Origin of the sequence: Pseudomonas sp. OF001 (assembly GCF_904426495.1) — a bacterium.
In the GTDB taxonomy this organism is placed as follows: domain Bacteria; phylum Pseudomonadota; class Gammaproteobacteria; order Pseudomonadales; family Pseudomonadaceae; genus Geopseudomonas.
On record NZ_CAJGBM010000014.1, the window covers coordinates 14,312 to 31,017 of the forward strand.

General features: G+C 71.8%; 15 protein-coding genes. 9 read left to right on the top strand and 6 right to left on the bottom strand.

The window, feature by feature from the left end; genetic code table 11:
• Positions 1-2 precede the first annotated feature (2 nt).
• From bcsZ to RA210_RS10600, 4 genes are all read left to right on the top strand, one after another.
• The gene (bcsZ, locus tag RA210_RS10585; RefSeq protein WP_201486409.1) at positions 3-1,106 is read left to right on the top strand and encodes a cellulose synthase complex periplasmic endoglucanase BcsZ; all 1,104 of its coding nucleotides are present in this window, start codon (positions 3-5) and stop codon (positions 1,104-1,106) included.
• Positions 1,094-4,546 (top strand): cellulose synthase complex outer membrane protein BcsC, encoded by a 3,453-nt coding sequence (gene bcsC / locus RA210_RS10590; RefSeq protein WP_201486410.1) that lies wholly within the window; start codon positions 1,094-1,096, stop codon positions 4,544-4,546. The genes bcsZ and bcsC overlap by 13 nt, the downstream gene beginning before the upstream one ends.
• A gap of 112 nt (positions 4,547-4,658) precedes the next feature.
• Entirely contained in the window at positions 4,659-5,402 is a 744-nt protein-coding gene (ompR, locus tag RA210_RS10595) for an osmolarity response regulator transcription factor OmpR (RefSeq protein ID WP_136491367.1), read from the top strand.
• Positions 5,399-6,712 (top strand): ATP-binding protein, encoded by a 1,314-nt coding sequence (locus tag RA210_RS10600; RefSeq protein ID WP_201486411.1) that lies wholly within the window; start codon positions 5,399-5,401, stop codon positions 6,710-6,712. The genes ompR and RA210_RS10600 overlap by 4 nt, the downstream gene beginning before the upstream one ends.
• 123 nt (positions 6,713-6,835) lie before the next feature.
• On the opposite strand, the gene rimK is transcribed toward RA210_RS10600, so the two are convergent.
• The 3 genes from rimK to RA210_RS10615 are packed head-to-tail and all read right to left on the bottom strand — an operon-like array spanning position 6,836 to position 9,725.
• A complete protein-coding gene (gene rimK, locus RA210_RS10605) occupies positions 6,836-7,741 on the bottom strand; it encodes a 30S ribosomal protein S6--L-glutamate ligase (protein WP_201486412.1) in 906 nt (301 codons plus the stop codon).
• The gene (gene rimB / locus RA210_RS10610; RefSeq protein WP_136491363.1) at positions 7,738-8,223 is read right to left on the bottom strand and encodes a retropepsin-like aspartic endopeptidase RimB; all 486 of its coding nucleotides are present in this window, start codon (positions 8,221-8,223) and stop codon (positions 7,738-7,740) included. Before rimB ends, rimK begins: the two co-directional genes overlap by 4 nt.
• A gap of 41 nt (positions 8,224-8,264) precedes the next feature.
• Entirely contained in the window at positions 8,265-9,725 is a 1,461-nt protein-coding gene (locus tag RA210_RS10615) for a diguanylate cyclase (protein ID WP_201486413.1), read from the bottom strand.
• Positions 9,726-9,867: 142 nt separating this feature from the next.
• Between RA210_RS10615 and RA210_RS10620 the strand changes: the two genes are divergently transcribed.
• From RA210_RS10620 to RA210_RS10630, 3 genes are all read left to right on the top strand, one after another.
• The gene (locus RA210_RS10620; RefSeq protein WP_136491361.1) at positions 9,868-10,260 is read left to right on the top strand and encodes an RNA-binding S4 domain-containing protein; all 393 of its coding nucleotides are present in this window, start codon (positions 9,868-9,870) and stop codon (positions 10,258-10,260) included.
• Between the two features lie 105 nt (positions 10,261-10,365).
• On the top strand, positions 10,366-11,253 hold the full coding sequence (gene hslO, locus RA210_RS10625) for an Hsp33 family molecular chaperone HslO (protein ID WP_201486414.1): 888 nt from the start codon (positions 10,366-10,368) through the stop codon (positions 11,251-11,253).
• A 126-nt stretch (positions 11,254-11,379) separates the two neighbouring features.
• Complete coding sequence (locus RA210_RS10630; RefSeq protein ID WP_136491359.1) at positions 11,380-12,924, top strand: phosphoenolpyruvate carboxykinase; 1,545 nt, start codon at positions 11,380-11,382, stop codon at positions 12,922-12,924.
• Between the two features lie 142 nt (positions 12,925-13,066).
• On the opposite strand, the gene RA210_RS10635 is transcribed toward RA210_RS10630, so the two are convergent.
• The 3 genes from RA210_RS10635 to yrfG form a co-directional block, all read right to left on the bottom strand.
• Complete coding sequence (locus RA210_RS10635; protein ID WP_201486415.1) at positions 13,067-13,732, bottom strand: YceH family protein; 666 nt, start codon at positions 13,730-13,732, stop codon at positions 13,067-13,069.
• Positions 13,733-13,850: 118 nt separating this feature from the next.
• Positions 13,851-14,342 carry a glycine zipper domain-containing protein gene (locus RA210_RS10640; RefSeq protein WP_201486416.1) on the bottom strand — a complete coding sequence of 164 codons (492 nt, stop codon included), beginning with the start codon at positions 14,340-14,342 and terminating at the stop codon, positions 13,851-13,853.
• A gap of 160 nt (positions 14,343-14,502) precedes the next feature.
• On the bottom strand, positions 14,503-15,174 hold the full coding sequence (gene yrfG, locus RA210_RS10645; RefSeq protein WP_201486417.1) for a GMP/IMP nucleotidase: 672 nt from the start codon (positions 15,172-15,174) through the stop codon (positions 14,503-14,505).
• Between the two features lie 122 nt (positions 15,175-15,296).
• On the opposite strand from yrfG, the gene nudE reads away from it, so the two are divergent.
• Both nudE and cysQ read left to right on the top strand, forming a co-directional pair.
• Entirely contained in the window at positions 15,297-15,863 is a 567-nt protein-coding gene (gene nudE / locus RA210_RS10650; protein WP_136489403.1) for an ADP compounds hydrolase NudE, read from the top strand.
• Between the two features lie 8 nt (positions 15,864-15,871).
• Complete coding sequence (gene cysQ, locus RA210_RS10655; RefSeq protein ID WP_201486418.1) at positions 15,872-16,690, top strand: 3'(2'),5'-bisphosphate nucleotidase CysQ; 819 nt, start codon at positions 15,872-15,874, stop codon at positions 16,688-16,690.
• The last annotated feature ends 16 nt before the right edge of the window (positions 16,691-16,706 follow it).

Consider the following 16,706-nt stretch of genomic DNA (forward strand, 5'->3'; position numbering starts at 1 on the left):
GCATGCGGCTTCTGTTCCGTGCCCTGCTGCTCGCCGCGCTGAGCCTGCCGGCGGCCGCCGCCGATTGCGCCTGGCCGGCCTGGGACGCCTTCCGCGCGGCGCTGGTCAGCGCCGACGGCCGGGTGATCGACCCGTCCTCGCCGCGGCGCATCAGCACCTCGGAGGGCCAGGCCTACGCGCTGTTCTTCGCCCTGGTGGCCGACGATCGCGACGGCTTCGCCCGCCTGCTGCGCTGGACCGAGAACAACCTGGCCGGCGGCGACCTGCGCCGGCACCTGCCGGCCTGGCTGTGGGGCCGGGCGGACGACGGCCAGTGGCAGGTGCTCGACGCCAACAACGCCAGCGACGCCGACCTCTGGCTGGCCTACAGCCTGCTGGAGGCCGGGCGCCTGTGGCAGCGGCCGGACTACGCCCGCCTGGGCCAGGACCTGCTCTGGCGCAGCGCCGCGCAGACCCTGCAGCCGCTGCCGGGGCTCGGCCTGATGCTGCTGCCGGGCGACCAGGGCTTCGTCGAGGAGGCCGGCTGGCGGCTCAATCCCAGCTACCTGCCGCCGCAGCTGCTCGAGCGTTTCGCCGCCATCGCCCCGGTGTGGGCCGAGCTGGCCGGCAACGCCCGCCGCCTGCTGCGCGAGGGTTCCCCGCACGGGCTGGCGCCGGACTGGCTGCTGTGGCGGCGCGCACAGGGCTGGGCGGCCGACCCTGAGCACGGCCGCGAGGGCGACTACGACGCCATCCGCGTCTACCTGTGGGTCGGCATGCTGGCCGCCGACGCTCCCGGACGCGCCGAGCTGCAGCGCCATTTCGCGCCCATGGCGGCGCTGACCGCCGCGCACGGCGCGCCGCCGGAGCGCATCGACGCCGGCGACGGCCGCGCCGAGGGGCAGGGCGGTGCGGGTTTCAGCGCCGCCCTGCTGCCGCTGCTGGCCAGCCTCGATCCGGCCGCGCACGCCAGCCAGCGTGCGCGGCTGGCGCAGCAGCCGGCGGCGGCGCAGGCCTACTACGATCAGGTGCTCGGCCTGTTCGGCGGCGGCTGGGACGCCGGCCGCTTCCGCTTCGCCGCCGACGGCCGGCTGCTGCCGGCCTGGGAGCAGCGATGCGCGGATTGACGGCTCTGCTGTTGTGCGGCGCGCTGCTGCCGGGAGCGGCGGCGGCGCAGGCCCTGCCGGTCGAGCAGCAGCGCGCCTGGCTGCTCGGCCAGGTGCGCCTCGGCGAGGCGCTGGAGCGCGACGATCTGGTCAGCGGCGCCCTCGAGCGCCTGCAGCTGCTGGAGCCGGACAGCCCCGAGGCCCAGGCCGCCGCGGCGCGCCTGGCGCTGCGCCGCGGCGAGCCGCGCGCGGCCGGGCGCTATCTCAATCGCCTGTACCGCCAGGCGCCGGACTCGCCGCTCGCCCTGCAGACGCAGGTCCTGCTCAAGCTGTCGCTGGCCCAGGGCCAGCAGGCGCTGCAGGGAGCCCGTCTGCTGGCCGCCAGCGGCCGGGTGGACGAGGCGCGTGCGGCCTACGACCGCCTGCTCGGCGGAGCGCCGCCGACCCTCGAGCTGGGCCTCGAATACTGGCGCCTGCGCAGCCGTCAGGACGGCCAGCGGGCGCAGGCGATCGCCGCGCTGGATGCGCTGGCGCGCCACTATCCCGAGCACGTCGGCCTGCGCCAGACCCTCGCCGACCTGCTGTTCGACGAGGGCCGCGGCGACGAGGCGCGGCGCCTGCTGCACCAGCTGGCCGCGGAGCCGCAGGCCAGCCAGGCGGCGGCGCAGCGCGAGTTCCAGTACCTCGCCGAGCTGCCGCTGGGCCACGCCAGCGTCGCCGCCTGGCAGGAGTTCGTGCGCCGCTACCCGGACTCGCCGCTGCAGGCCGAGGCGCAGCAGACTCTCGCGGCGCAGCGCCGGCAGGTCGCCGACCCGGCCTGGCAGGCCGGCCAGCGCGGCGAGCAGCTGCTGGAGCAGGGCGATGTGGCGGGCGCCGAGGCCGCCCTGCGCCGTGCCCTGCGCGGCCGGCCCGCGGACGCCGGGCTGCACGCCACGCTGGGCCTGGCGCTGCTGCGCCAGAGCCGCCACGGCGAGGCGCTGGCCGCCTTCGCCGCGGCGCAGCGCCGCGAGCAGGATCCGCGGCGGATCGGCAAGTGGCGCGACCTGCATGAGGCCACCCGCTACTGGGCGCTGCTCGAGCAGGCCGAGGCCGCCGCCGGGGAGCGGGCCGGCCAGCTCTACCGGCAGGCGCAGCGGCTGCGCCCGGAGCGTCCGGAGGGCGCGCTCGGCCTGGCCGCGCTGGCCGAGGAGGCGGGCGACCTGGCCGAAGCCGAGCGCCAGCTGCGCCATGCCGAGCGCCTGGCGCCGGACAGCGGTGCCGTGCAGTGGGGGCTGCTCAAGCTGTATCGCCGGCAGTCGCCGGAGCGCGCGCTGGCCTATCTCGAGGCGCTGCCGGCGGCGCAGCAGCCGGCCTTCGCCGGGCCGCTGCGCGAACTGCGCGTGGCGCGCCTGCAGCAGCAGGCCGAGGCTGCCGCGCAGCACGGTGATGCGGCGGCGGCCGTGACCCTGCTGGCCAGCGCGCGGCGCCTGGCGCCGGACGATCCCTGGCTGGCCTACCGGCTGGCCGAGCGCCTGCGCGAGCAGGGCCGCACGGAGGCCGCCGACGCCGCCTTCGCCGACCTGCTCGGCCGCCGCGGAGCCGATCCGCAGGTGCGCTACGCCCATGCCCTGCACCTGTCCGCCAGCGAGCGCGACGGCGCCGCCCTGGCCAGCCTGCGGGCCTTGCCCGCCGCCGCCTGGAACGACGACATGCGCGCGCTGGCCGTGCGCCTGGAGCGCCGCCGCCTGCTGGCGCGCGCCGAGAAGCTGCGCGCCGCCGGCCGCGAGGCGCAGGCGGTCGCCCTGCTCGAAGGGCAGGCCACGCTGCCTGCCGAGGATCTGCTGCGCCTGGCGGCCTGGGCCGGCGAGCACGGCGACCATCCGCGGGCGCTGGGCTATCTGGGGCGCATCGACGCCGACGCGCCGGAGTGGCCGCAGGCCCGCCTCGGCCAGATCGAGAGCTGGCTGGCCCTCGGCCAGGCCGGACCGGCGCGCGCCGCCCTGGCGGCGCTGCCGGACTTCCCCGCCGAGCAGCGCCAGGCCCGCCGGCGGGTCGCCGCCGCCTGGCTGGCGCTGGGCGACGCGGTGCGCGCGCGCGCGCAGCTCGAGCGGCTGCTGGCCGAGGGCGGCGCGGAGGACGCGCAGCTGCTGCGCGATACGGCCCGCCTGCAGGCGGCGAACGCGCCGCAGGACGCCCTCGACCTGTATGCCCGCGGCCTGCACGCGCTCGGCGAGCTGGACGCCGGAGCGGTGGCGCCGCGCGACGACCGCGCGCTGACCCGCGCCAGTCGCCCGAGCGACGAGGACGACTGGCTGGCGCGCAGCCTGCGCGGCGAGACCGCGGCGCTGTACCAGCAGCACAACCCGAGCCTGCGCCTGCAGCACGACCATGCCTGGCGCAACGACGACGTCACCCCGGGCCTGTCCGATCTGCGCATCGACACCAGCATGCTGCACTACGCGCAGCCGCTGGCCGGCGGCCGCGCGTTCCTGCGCGTCGAGCAGGTGGCGATGGACGCCGGGCGTTTCGAGAGCGAGGACGGCGGCGGGCATGTCGAGAACTTCGGCAGCTGTGCCCTGGCTGGCGCGGCGGGCGGCTGCCCGCTCGACCGTCAGCAGGCGAGCGGCACCGCGCTGGCGCTGGGCTGGAACGACGAGCGCTGGGCCTTCGATCTCGGCCGCTCGCCCGACGGTTTCGAGATCGGCAACTGGCTGGGCGGACTGAGCCATTCCGGCGATCTGGCGGGCATCGGCTGGACGCTGACCGCCTCGCGCCGGCCGCTGTCCAACTCGCTGCTGTCCTACGCCGGCGCCGTCGATCCCGTGACCGGCATCCGCTGGGGCGGGGTCACCGCCAGCGGCGTCAGCCTCGGCCTGAGCCATGATCGCGGCGGCGACCATGGCGTGTGGGCCGACCTGGGCCTGCACCGCCTGCGCGGCGAGAATGTCGCGGACAACCGGCGCCTGCGCCTGATGGCGGGCTACTACTACCGACTGATCGAGCGCGCCGACGAGCGTCTGCGTGTCGGCCTGAACGCCATGCACTGGCGCTACGAGCGGGACCTCGGCGGCTACAGCCTCGGCCAGGGCGGCTACTACAGCCCGCAGCGCTACTCCTCCCTCGGCCTGCCGGTCAGCTACGCCTGGCGCAGCGCCGACTGGTCGCTGGCGCTGGAGGGCTCGCTGGGCTGGTCGCAGTCGCGCAGCGACGACAGCCCGGTCTACCCGCTCGGCGTGCCGGCCGCGGGCGCCGCGGTGGTGCAGCGCGGCAGCAGCGGCAGCGCCGTCGGCTACCGCCTGGGCGGGCTGCTCGAGCGGCGCCTGGGCGATCACTGGGCGCTCGGCGCCGGCTTCACCTGGCAGCAGAGCGAGGACTACGCGCCGAGCTACGCGCAGCTGCAGCTGCGCTACCTGTTCGAACCCTGGCAGGGGGCGCTGACGCTGGGCGGCGAGCCGCTGGAGCCCTACAGCGAGTTCAAGTGACCCCGAGAGGGCGGATGGCCGGGCGCCCGTTCGCGTAAAATCTGCTAACAAAGGCCGTCCGGCCGGGGGCGGCCGCTGCGTCATAATCCCCGGACATTTGCGAGGACCCCCGATGAACAGCACCGCCAGCAGCCAGCCGGAAGGCGAAAAGATCCTCATCGTCGACGACGACGTGCGCCTGCGCCGCCTGCTCGAGCGCTTCCTCGACGAGCAGGGCTACCGGGTCAAGACGGTGGAGAACGTCGAGCAGATGGACCGCCTGCTGGCGCGCGAGCTGTTCAACCTGGTGGTGCTCGACCTGATGCTGCCGGGCGAGGACGGCCTGTCCGCCTGCCACCGCCTGCGCGCGCAGGACAACCGCATCCCGATCATCATGCTCACCGCCAGGGGCGACGAGGCCAGCCGCATCCAGGGCCTGGAGCAGGGCGCCGACGACTACCTGGCCAAGCCGTTCAATCCCCGCGAGCTGCTGGCGCGCATCCGCGCCGTGCTGCGCCGCCAGGCACCGCTGGTGCCCGGTGCGCCGGGCGTCGAGGAGGAGACGGTGAGCTTCGGCGACTACGAGCTGAACCTCGGCACCCGCGAGCTCAAGCGCGGCGGCGAGGTGCACATGCTGACCACCGGCGAGTTCGCCGTGCTCAAGGCGCTGGTCCAGCACGCCCGCGAGCCGCTGACCCGCGACAAGCTGATGAGCCTGGCGCGCGGCCGCGAGTGGGATGCCCTGGAGCGCTCCATCGACGTGCAGATCTCGCGCCTGCGCCGGCTGATCGAGCCCGATCCCTCCAAGCCGCGCTACATCCAGACGGTGTGGGGCGTCGGCTACGTGTTCGTGCCGGACGGCAGCGCGCGCAAGTGAGAACCCCGGTCTGGTTCCCGCAGAGCGTGTTCGCCCGCATCCTCTGGCTGGTGCTGATCGTCGTGCTGTTCTCCAAGGCGCTGACGCTGGTCTACCTGCTGATGAACGAGGACATGCTGGTCGACCGCCAGTACAGCCACGGCACGGCGTTGACCATTCGCGCCTACTGGGCGGCCGATCCTGCCTCGCGCGAGGCGATCGCCGCCGCCGCCGGGCTGCGCCAGCTCGGGGCCGACGAGGTGCCGGCCGGCGAGTACCACTGGCCGTACACCGAGGTGCTGCAGGAGCAGATGCGCCAGGAGCTCGGCGCCGACGCCGAGCTGCGCATGCGCGCGGCCCGTTCGCCGCGCCTGTGGGTGCTGGCGCCCAGGCTCGGCCCGGACTGGGTCGAGGTGCCGCTGTATCCCTATCCGCTGAAGATCCAGCGCATCTGGAGCGTGCTCGGCTGGTTCCTCGCCATCGGCCTGCTGTCCACCGCGGCGGCCTGGCTGCTGGTGCGCCAGCTCAGCCTGCCGCTCAAGCGCCTGGTGTTCGCCGCCCGCCAGATCGGCCGTGGGCGCAGCGTGCGCCTGCCGGTGGGGGACACGCCGAGCGAGATGACCGAGCTGTACCGCGCCTTCAATCAGATGTCCGAGGACGTCGAGCAGGCCGCCCGCGAGCGCGAGCTGATGCTCGCCGGGGTGTCGCACGACCTGCGCACGCCGCTGACCCGCCTGCGCCTGTCGCTGGAACTGCTGCCGGCCGACAACGAGCTGACCGAGGACATGGTCCGCGACATCGAGGACATGGACGCCATCCTCGACCAGTTCCTCGCCTTCATCCGCGACGGCCGCGACGAGCCGCTGGAGGAGCTCGATCTCAACGAGCTGGTCCGCGAGGTGGCCGCGCCGCTCAACCAGAACCAGGAGCAGGTGCGCCTGTGCCTGGAGCCGCTGCCGGCCATGCCGCTGCGCCGGGTGTCGGTCAAGCGTCTGCTGGCCAATCTGATGGAGAACGCCCTGCGCCACGGCGGCAGCGGCGTCGAGGTGTCCTCCAGCCTGTCCGGCAGCGCGGCGGCGCCCTACGTGGTGCTCAGCGTGCTGGACCGCGGTCCGGGCATCGATCCGGCCGAACTGGACAGCATCTTCAACCCGTTCATCCGCGGCGACCGCGCGCGCAGCAGCAAGGGCACCGGCCTGGGCCTGGCCATCGTCAAGCGCATCGCCGCCCAGCACGGCGGCAGCGTCGAGCTGCGCAACCGCGCCGGCGGCGGGGTGGAGGCGCGGGTGTGCCTGCCGATCGGGTTGCTGTTGCCGCGGGATGCGGCGTAGGGCGGGTTGGCCGCGCAGCGGCGTAACCCGCCAGGGATGCCGTCAGGCATCGCCATGGCCGGCCTGGCGGCCGGTCGGTGCGGCCTGACCCACCCTACCCATGCCCGGGCGGCGCGGCCCGGCTCAGCCGCGCCCCTTGGTGCGCGTCTGGTTCGGCCGGGCGTGCTCCTCGATGTGCTGGATGATCATCGCCGCCACGTCCTGGCCGGTGGTGGTCTCGATGCCCTCCAGGCCTGGCGAGGAGTTGACCTCCATCACCAGCGGGCCGTGGTTGGAGCGCAGGATGTCGACCCCGGCCACGCCCAGACCCATGACCTTGGCGGCGCGGATCGCGGTCATGCGCTCCTCGGGGGTGATCTTGATCAGGCTGGCGGTGCCGCCGCGGTGCAGGTTGGAGCGGAACTCGCCGGGCTTGGCCTGGCGCTTCATCGCCGCGATCACCTTGTTGCCGACCACGAAGCAGCGGATGTCGGCGCCGCCGGCTTCCTTGATGTACTCCTGGACCATGATGTTCTGCTTGAGGCCCATGAACGCCTCGATCACTGACTCGGCGGCCTTTTCGGTCTCGCACAGCACCACGCCGATACCCTGGGTGCCTTCCAGCACCTTGATCACCAGCGGTGCGCCGTTGACCATCTGGATCAGGTCGGGGATGTCGTCGGGGGAGTGGGCGAAGCCGGTCACCGGCAGGCCGATGCCCTTGCGCGACAGCAGCTGCAGCGAGCGCAGCTTGTCGCGCGAGCGGCTGATCGCCACCGACTCGTTGAGCGGGAACACGCCCATCATCTCGAACTGGCGCAGCACCGCGCAGCCGTAGAAGGTCACCGAGGCGCCGATGCGCGGGATCACCGCGTCGAAGCCCTCCAGCGCCTGGCCGCGGTAGTGGATCTGCGGCTTGTGGCTGGCGATGTTCATGTAGGCGCGCAGGGTGTCGATCACCACCATCTCGTGTCCGCGCTGCTGGCCGGCCTCGACCAGGCGGCGGGTGGAATACAGGCGCGGGTTGCGCGACAGCACGGCGATCTTCATCGGACACCTGAAAGAGAGAGACTGGCGGGCAGCGGCAGTTGCGGCTTGCCCTGGACATAAGTGAGCGCGGGATTGACCACCAGTTGGCCGGCGATCAGGGCCTTGGCGCCGAGCAGCACGCGGTAGCGCATGGTCTTGCGGCAGGCCAGGGTGAATTCTACAGGCCAATGGCGGTCGCCGAGCACCAAGTTGGTGCGAATCACGTAACGGGTCTGGGTATGGCCGGTGGAGCTGCGGATGGTCTTCATGTCCACCAGCGGCGCCTCGCGCTGGCGGTGCCGGCGCTGCACCAGGCTGCCGAGGTGGGCGGTGAAGCGCACCCAGGGCTGGCCGTCGCGCTCGAAGGGCTCGATGTCGCTGGCATGCAGGGTGGAGGTGGCGGCGCCGGTGTCGATCTTGGCGCGCAGGCCGGCCAGGCCCAGCTCGGGCAGGGCGATCCACTCGCGCAGGCCGATCACGGCCAGATGGTCGAAGGTCTTCACGTCGGCTCGACTTCCCCTGGTGGAGGCCGCTGCGTGGGCGCTCAGTCGGCGCAGGTGCACTCGAGCGGCTTGATTCCCACGCGGTCGCGGCCGTGGTGCTTGGCATCGTACAGCGACTCGTCGGCGCGCTGCATCAGGCGGGCCACCGTGTCGCCGCGCAGCACCGTGGCCACCCCGGCGCTGGCGGTGAGCCGCCGCGGACAGGGGAAGACGTGCGAGCGCACCCGTTGCAGAAGACGCCCGGCCAGCAGGGCGGCCTGCTCGAGATCGGTCTCGTGGCAGATGATCAGGAACTCCTCGCCGCCCCAGCGGCATACGGTGTCGACCTCGCGCAGGCCGTCGCCGAGCAGGCGGGCGAACGCCTCGAGCACCTTGTCGCCGGTGAGATGGCCGAAGTCGTCGTTGACCAGCTTGAAGTGGTCGATGTCCAGCAGGATCACCGACAGCGGCCGGTCGTAGCGCTGGGCACGCAGGATATCCAGGGAAAATGACGGATTGAGGGCGTTGCGGTTGGGCAGCCCGGTCAGCGCGTCGGTCTCGGCCAGCGCCTTGAGCTGGCGGTTGAGCTTGCGCAGGCGGGTCATCCACAGCAGGCTGGTGCCGGCGATGGCGGTCAGCACCAGGCCGACCCACAGGGCCAGGCTGTAGTCGGTGACCACGCCGGTCACCACGTCCAGGCGCACGTGGCGGTCGACGATCTGGTGGCGTTCGCCCGGCGTGAGGGTGGCGATGCCCTTGTCGAGGATGTCGCGCAGGGTGGTTTCCGACTTGAGCACGCCCATGCGCAACTGGTTGTCGTAGCCGGGGATCTGCCCGGAGATCTTCAGGTTGAACCAGCCCTCGTGCTTGATGGTGGCGGCGGCGACGATCAGCGAGCGCAGGGTCATGTCGGCCTTGCGCTCCGACACCAGGCTGAGCGCCTCGCGTTCCGACTCGGTCGGCACGATGCGCAGCTCGGGGAAGTCGCGGGCGATGCGCTCGGCCATGGCGGTGCCGCGCGGCAGGGCGATGCTCTTGCCCTTCAGGGCGCCGATGTCGGAGACGAACGGATGCTCCTCGCGGGTGATGATCACGTTGGGGTCGACCAGCAGCGGCTCGGTGAAGATCAGCCACTGGTCGCGGTCGGGGGTGCTGTTGAGGAAGCTCAGCGCCAGACACTCGCCGCGTTGGGCGGCGGCCAGGCTTTCTTCCCAGGTGCGGGTGGCGTGCAGCCTGAGCGATGCGCCGCTGCGCTGGATCACCAGGGCGATGAGGTCGGCGGCCATGCCGACATGCTGGCCGCTCGGGTCGATCTGCTCGAACGGCCACCAGTCGGGATCCACGCACAGCGGGATCGACGATCGCGCCTGCAGGTAGGCGCGCTCCGACTCGCTCAGCTCGACGCTCGCCGCGACCGCCGCCAGCGGCAGGCAGGCGAGCAGCCCGGCGAGCAGCAGCGCTGCCAGCCGGCGCCCCAGCCCCGATGTGGCGTGGCGCGGCGAAGGGGCGTGGGCCTCGGGCATGATGAACTTCCTCATTGTTCGGCGGCGGCCGGATCGCCCGGGTGGGCATCGAACCATTATGATCAAGCCTCGGCGGGCCCGCCATCTGCCGTGACGCGGTCGACAGCGCCGCCGGGCAAGTGCGGAGCGAGGAGAGCAGGGCATGAGCGACAAAGACGACGACAGGGCGCGCCTGGACAAGTGGCTGTGGGCGGCGCGCTTCTTCAGGACCCGCGCGCTGGCCAAGGCGGCCATCGAGGGCGGCAAGGTGCATTGCCGCGGCGAGCGCTGCAAGCCGGCCCGGGAGCCGAAGGTCGGCGACGAGCTGACCATCCGCGCCGGCTTCGACGAACGCACGGTGATCGTCCGCGCGCTGTCCAGCGTGCGCCGCGGCGCGCCCGAGGCGCAGTCGCTCTACGCGGAGACCGCCGACAGCATCGCCCGCCGCGAGCAGGCCGCGGCGCTGCGCCAGGCTGGCGCGCTGGGCGTGCAGAGCGACGGGCGGCCGACCAAGAAGCAGCGTCGGCAGATCCACCAGTTCCGCGACGGCCACTGAGCATCGATAGATTCCACCCGCAGCGGCGATAGACGGGCGCCCCTTGGTGATGCCTGCCGTTTGCGCCTAAAATTGGCCCTCACGAGCGAACCCAGCGGGTCTGGCATGTCCGATTTTTCCCAACGTTTCCTGTTCGAAGACACCGATGTGCGCGGCGAACTGGTCGAGCTCGACCAGAGCTTCGCCGAGGTGCTGGCCAAGCACGCCTACCCCGAGCCGGTCGCCGAGCTGCTCGGCGAGATGCTCGCCGCGGTGACCCTGCTCAGCGACATCCTCAAGTACGACGGCCTGCTGGTGCTGCAGGCGCGCTCCAGCGGCCCGGTGCCGCTGCTGATGGTCGAGTGCTCCAGCGACCGCGAGATCCGCGGCATTGCCCGCTACGACGCCGAGGCCCTGGGCGAGGCGCACACGCTGCGCGAGCTGATGCCCGAGGGTGTGCTGGCGATGACCGTCGATCCGAAGGTCGGCAAGCGCTACCAGGGCATCGTCAGCCTCGATGGCGAGACCCTGGCCGACTGCCTGTCCGGCTACTTCGAGATGTCCCAGCAGCTGCCCAGCCGCTTCTGGCTGAATGCCGACGGCCGTCGTGCCCGCGGCCTGCTGCTGCAGCAACTGCCGGCCGACCGCCAGACCGACCCCGACGAGCGTGCGGCCAACTGGGAGCACCTGCTGACCCTGGCCGATACCCTGACCGCCGAGGAGCTGCTCGGCCTCGACAACGAGACCCTGCTGCGCCGCCTGTACCATCAGGAAACGGTGCGCGTGTTCGACGCCGAGCCGCTGCGCTTCGGCTGCAGCTGCTCGCGCGAGCGCTCGGCCAATGCCCTGGCCAGCCTGGGCGAGGCCGATGCCGTGCAACTGGTCCAGGAGCAGGGTGGATCCGTGCAGATCGACTGCCAGTTCTGCAACCACAGCTACCGTTTCGACGCCGCCGACATCGCCCAGCTGTTCGCCGGCGGCGGCAGTGCCGAGCCGTCGCCGACCCGGCACTGACTGAGTGTTTTTTGCCCAGAGGCCGTTTTCTCTGGCATAATCGCGCGCAATTTTTTCGCTGTAGCGCGCTTCAAGAACCGCTACAACAATGATTGGAGGACTCGGCCACAGGCCGACGGGGACCACATGACGCAAGCCAACACTGCCGTGTACACCGACATCAGCACCGCCGAACTGATCGAGCAGGCCATCCGCCGTGGCGAAGGCGAGCTCGCCGCCAACGGCTCGCTGGTCGTGCGTACCGGTCACCGTACCGGCCGCTCGCCGATGGACCGCTTCATCGTCCAGGAGCAGAGCACCGAGGCCAAGATCGCTTGGGGCAAGATCAACCGTCCGTTCCCGGAAGACAAGTTCGACGCCCTGTGGGATCGCGTCGAAGCCTACCTGGCCGAGCGCAGCCACTTCGTCTCCCACGTGCATGTCGGCTCCGCCGCCGAGCACTACCTGCCGGTCAAGATGACCACCGAGACCGCCTGGCACAACCTGTTCGGCCGCTGCCTGTTCATCAACCCGGAAACCTTCAATCCGGCCGGCAAGGGCGAGTGGCGCATCCTCAACGTGCCGTCCTTCGTCTGCGAGCCGGAGCGTGACGGCACCAACTCCGACGGCTGCGTGATCCTCAACTTCGCCCAGAAGAAGGTGCTGATCGCCGGCATGCGCTACGCCGGCGAGATGAAGAAGGCCATGTTCTCGGTGCAGAACTTCCTGCTGCCGGAAGCCGACGTGCTGCCGATGCACTGCGCCGCCAACATCGGCGAAGAAGGCGACGTCACCCTGTTCTTCGGTCTGTCCGGCACCGGCAAGACTACCCTGTCCGCCGACCCGAGCCGCTACCTGATCGGCGACGACGAGCACGGCTGGGGCGAGGGCGTGGTGTTCAACATCGAGGGCGGCTGCTACGCCAAGTGCATCGACCTGTCCGAGAAGAACGAGCCGGTGATCTGGAAGGCCATCCAGTTCGGCGCCGTGCTGGAGAACGTGGTGCTCGACGAGCGTTCGCGCCAGCCGGACTACGCCGACGCCAGCCTGACCCAGAACAGCCGCGCCGCCTACCCGCTGGAGCACGTCGAGAAGCGTTCCGAGAAGAACCTCGGCGGCGAGCCGAACGCGGTGATCTTCCTGACCTGCGACCTGACCGGCGTGCTGCCGCCCGTGTCGATCCTCAACAACGAGCAGGCCGCCTACCACTTCCTGTCCGGCTACACCGCGCTGGTCGGTTCCACCGAGATGGGCAGCGGCACCGGCATCAAGTCGACCTTCTCCACCTGCTTCGGCGCGCCGTTCTTCCCGCGTCCGGCCGGCGAGTACGCCGAGCTGCTGATCAAGCGCATCAAGGCGTTCGGCTCCAAGGTCTACCTGGTCAACACCGGCTGGACCGGCGGCGGCTACGGCGTCGGCAAGCGCTTCAACATCCCGACCACCCGTGCGGTGATCGCGGCGATCCAGAGCGGCGCGCTGGTCGGTGCCGAGACCGAGCACCTGCCGATCATCAACCTGGACGTGCCGAAGGCCGTGCCGGGCGTCGAGACCGAGCTGCTCAACCCGCGCAACACCTGGGCCGACAAGTCCGCCTACGACGAAGCCGCCCGCGGCCTGGCCAAGCTGTTCATCGAGAACTTCACCAAGTTCGAGGTGTCCGACGCCATCCGCGCCGCCGGCCCGCAGCTGTAATCAGCCGCGACCGTGCATGAAAAAGCCGCCTTCGGGCGGCTTTTTCGTTTCTGGCGAGGATGGGTCGGGTAGGGTGGATGGCCACGTCGAAAGCTCGTGCAGCGATTTTCTGCCGCTGCCCGCTGCCCGCTGCCCGTGCTGCCTACTCGCCGGCGCCCTCCAGGCGGGCGAGGCGCGCCTCCAGCTCGGCGATGCGGGCCTCCAGGGCAGCGAAGCGCTCGTCCTGGGCGGCGGCACCGGTCAGGGTGGCGCTCTCCTGCGGGCGGGCGGCGAGCAGCGCCTCCTGTTCGGCCGGATCGCCCAGCTGGTGGGCGTAGCGCTCCTCGCGCTGGCCGCTCTGCCGCGCCAGCTGGCGCACCAGGCCGCGGCCGGCCAGGCGCTCGAGGTGGTGGCGCACTTCCTCGGTGTCGTCGAAGGCGTGCAAGCGGCCGCTGCGCGCCAGCAGCTCGCCGAGGGTCTGCGGGCCGCGCAGCAGCAGCAGGGCGAGCAGGGCCAGCTGGGGCTGCACCAGCTCCAGCGACTTGTCGGCGCGCTGTTCCCAGCGATCGGCGCGGCTGCCCATCACCAGGCGGACCAGGCCGCGCTGCTCCAGGCTGCGCAGGGCCTGGCCGGCCTCGCCGGGCGTGAGGTTCATCAGCGGTTCGCGGCTGGTCTTCTGGTTGCAGGCCAGCTGCAGGGCGTTGAGGGTCAGCGGGTAGCTTTCCGGCGTGGTGGCCTGCTTCTCGATCAGGCAGCCGAGGGCGCGGGCCTCGGCGGCGGACAGCGGCGCGTCGGCGAACGGCGAGGGGAGGGGGGAGGATTCGCTCATGGACTGGGGCGCTCAGCGGGGAAGAGAGGGCCCTAGTGTCCCCAAGCGGCGCCGGCATTTCCAGCGGTGCGGGCGCAGCAATGCAAACGGGCGCCCTGGGGCGCCCGTTGCGTGGGGGTCAGTCGTCGTGACGATGGCGATGCTTGCGGTGGCCGTAATGGCGGCCGTTGTCATGCCAGTGCTTGCCGCGATAGCGGCGGCCGTCACGGTAACCGTCCCGGTAGTAGTCGCGCTCCCGTTCGGCCTGGCTGGCGTCGCCCATGTGGTTGCCCAGCGCGCCGCCCGCCGCACCGCCGAGGCCGGCGCCGATCAGGCCGCCGGTGGTGCCGCCGACCGTCTTGCCGATCACGTTGCCGCCGGCGGCGCCCAGACCGCCGCCGATGGCCGCTTCGGTCTTGTTGCCGCGCTTGGCGCCGACTGCGCCGCCGGCCGCGCCGCCGACGCCGGCGCCGATGGCCGCGCCGGTGCTGCCACCGACCGCCTGGCCGACCACCGAGCCCAGCACCCCACCGAGGGCGCCGCCGACGGCTGCGGTGCCATTGCCGTCGGCCGCCCAGGCGGAGCTGCCGACCAGGGTCAGGGACAACAGGAACAGGGGGGCGTATTTCATTGCGGTTATCACTCAGTGGGGATGACGGGGCCGATCCTGCTTAGGCCCGAAGGCTTTGGCAAGGCCTGTTCCGACAATCGGCAGCGTTTTGCAAAATTCTGCACGTTGCCGCCTTTTGTCCGGAACTTTGCCGGATATGCCTCGGTCAGAGGGTTCTTGCTCAGGCCGTCGGCAGGCCTGCGCAGAGCGCCAGATAGCTGTCGACGGCGGCGAACTCCTCGGTGTCCTTGGGCGTGCCGCGGCTGTCCGGCTGGCGCACGCCGAGCAGGTGGGCGATGCCGTACTGGCGGGCGCTGCGCAGGATCGGCAGGCTGTCGTCGATGAACAGGCTGCGCGCCGGGTCGAAGCCGAAGTCCTGCTGCAGGGCGAACCAGAACTGCTGGTCCTCCTTGGGGAAGCCATAGTCGTGGGAGCTGATCAGGCGGTCGAAGAACGGCGCCAGCTCGACCCGCTCCAGCTTCAGCGACAGCGAATCGCGGTGGGCGTTGGTGATCAGCGCCACGCGCTTGCCGGCGGCGCGCAGGGCGGCGAGGAAGCGGTCGGCGTCCGGGCGCAGGGCGATCAGGTGGGCGATCTCCTCCTTCAGCGCGCGCACCGGCAGCGCCAGCTCGCGGCTCCAGAAGTCCAGGCAGTACCAGCTCAGCTGGCCGGCATGCTGCTGGAACAGCGGCAGCAGCTCGGCCAGCGCGGCCTCGAGGGCGATGCCGTGCTTGTCGGCGTAGCGCTGCGGCAGGTGGTGCAGCCAGAAATGGTTGTCGAAGTGCAGGTCGAGCAGGGTGCCGTCCATGTCGAGCAGGACGGTGTCGATCTGGTTCCAGGGCAGCTGGGGCATGGGGGCGGGCGGCTCGGGCTGGGCGGCAGCCGCTGCAGCCGCCGGGCGGCGCGGCATTCTGCCGGGAGTCGAAAAAAGGGCGCGTTATGATAACGTGTCGGCCACGCCAAGGAGTCCAGCTTATGCGCCAGAAACCCGATGTTCTCGCCCGCGCCATCGTGGCCAAGAGCCGCCTGTTCACCGTCGAGGAGCTGCAGTTGCGCTTCAGCAACGGCGTCGAGCGCACCTACGAGCGGCTGCTCAGTCGCGGGCTGGGCTACGGGGCGGTGATGGTGGTGGCCATGGAGGACGCCGAGACCGTGCTGCTGATCGAGGAGTACTGCGCCGGTACCGATGGCTACGAGCTGTCGCTGCCCAAGGGGCTGATCGAGCCGGGCGAGGACGTGCTGGCGGCGGCCAACCGCGAGCTGAAGGAGGAGGCCGGCTTCGGCGCCCGCCAGCTCGAGCACATCACCGGCCTGTCGCTGTCGCCGGGCTACATGAGCCAGCGCATCCAGGTGGTGCTGGCCCGCGACCTCTATCCCGAGCGCCTGCCCGGCGACGAGCCGGAGGCGATCCGCGTCGAGCGCTTCAGCCTGCGCGACATCTCGCGCCTGGCGATGGCCGACAACTTCAGCGAGGGGCGCGCCCTGGCGGCACTGTACCTGGTGCGCGACCTGCTGACCCAGCGCGGCGACTACCAGCCGTGAGCCCGGCCATGACTCATCCGCTGCTGCCCGCCGTGGTCGAGCTGGTGCGCCAGGCCGGCGCCGCGACCCTGCTGTTCTGGCGCGACGACGTGGCCATCGAGATCAAGGCCGACGCCTCGCCGGTGACCGCCGCCGACCTGGCCGCCCACCGCCTGCTGGCCGACGGTCTGGCGCGGCTGGCGAGCGATATCCCGGTACTGTCCGAGGAAGACTGCGAGATCGGCCTGGCGGTGCGTCGCCACTGGTCGCGCTGGTGGCTGGTCGACCCGCTGGACGGCACCAAGGAGTTCATCGCCGGCAGCCCGGAGTTCACCGTCAACGTGGCGCTGGTCGAGCAGGGCCGGGTGCTGTTCGGCGTGGTCGGCGTACCCGCGCGCGGGCTGTGCTACTACGGCGGCGCCGGCCTCGGCGCCTGGCGCCGGGACGATGCCGGCGAGCAGCCGATCGGCGTGCGCATCGCCCCGCCCGAAGCCTTCACCGTGGTCGCCAGCCGCCGCCATTCCAGCCCGGCCCAGGAGCGTCTGCTCGCCGGCCTGAGCGCGCGCTTCGGCGACCTGGCGCTGGCCAGCGTCGGCAGCTCGCTGAAGTTCTGTCTGCTCGCCGAGGGCAGCGCCGACTGCTATCCGCGTCTGGCGCCCACCTCGCAGTGGGACACCGCGGCGGCGCAGGGCGTGCTGGAAGGCGCCGGCGGCGAGGTGCTCGACCTGCATGGCCGGCCGCTGGCCTACCCGGCGCGCGAGGACTACCTCAACCCGCACTTCCTCGCCCTGCCGCAGGCCGCGGAGTGGCGCGAGGAACTGCTGCAGCTGGCCCTGGCGCTGGATTGAGTGCGGGGCATCTAAG

Coding starts and splice junctions, on each gene's coding strand:
- bcsZ (WP_201486409.1), top strand. CDS start 3: ATGCGGCTTCTGTTCCGTGCCCTGCTGCTCGCCGCGCTGAGCCTGCCG.
- bcsC (WP_201486410.1), top strand. CDS start 1,094: ATGCGCGGATTGACGGCTCTGCTGTTGTGCGGCGCGCTGCTGCCGGGA.
- ompR (WP_136491367.1), top strand. CDS start 4,659: ATGAACAGCACCGCCAGCAGCCAGCCGGAAGGCGAAAAGATCCTCATC.
- rimK (WP_201486412.1), bottom strand. CDS start 7,741: ATGAAGATCGCCGTGCTGTCGCGCAACCCGCGCCTGTATTCCACCCGC.
- RA210_RS10615 (WP_201486413.1), bottom strand. CDS start 9,725: ATGCCCGAGGCCCACGCCCCTTCGCCGCGCCACGCCACATCGGGGCTG.
- RA210_RS10620 (WP_136491361.1), top strand. CDS start 9,868: ATGAGCGACAAAGACGACGACAGGGCGCGCCTGGACAAGTGGCTGTGG.
- hslO (WP_201486414.1), top strand. CDS start 10,366: ATGTCCGATTTTTCCCAACGTTTCCTGTTCGAAGACACCGATGTGCGC.
- RA210_RS10630 (WP_136491359.1), top strand. CDS start 11,380: ATGACGCAAGCCAACACTGCCGTGTACACCGACATCAGCACCGCCGAA.
- RA210_RS10635 (WP_201486415.1), bottom strand. CDS start 13,732: ATGAGCGAATCCTCCCCCCTCCCCTCGCCGTTCGCCGACGCGCCGCTG.
- RA210_RS10640 (WP_201486416.1), bottom strand. CDS start 14,342: ATGAAATACGCCCCCCTGTTCCTGTTGTCCCTGACCCTGGTCGGCAGC.
- yrfG (WP_201486417.1), bottom strand. CDS start 15,174: ATGCCCCAGCTGCCCTGGAACCAGATCGACACCGTCCTGCTCGACATG.
- nudE (WP_136489403.1), top strand. CDS start 15,297: ATGCGCCAGAAACCCGATGTTCTCGCCCGCGCCATCGTGGCCAAGAGC.
- cysQ (WP_201486418.1), top strand. CDS start 15,872: ATGACTCATCCGCTGCTGCCCGCCGTGGTCGAGCTGGTGCGCCAGGCC.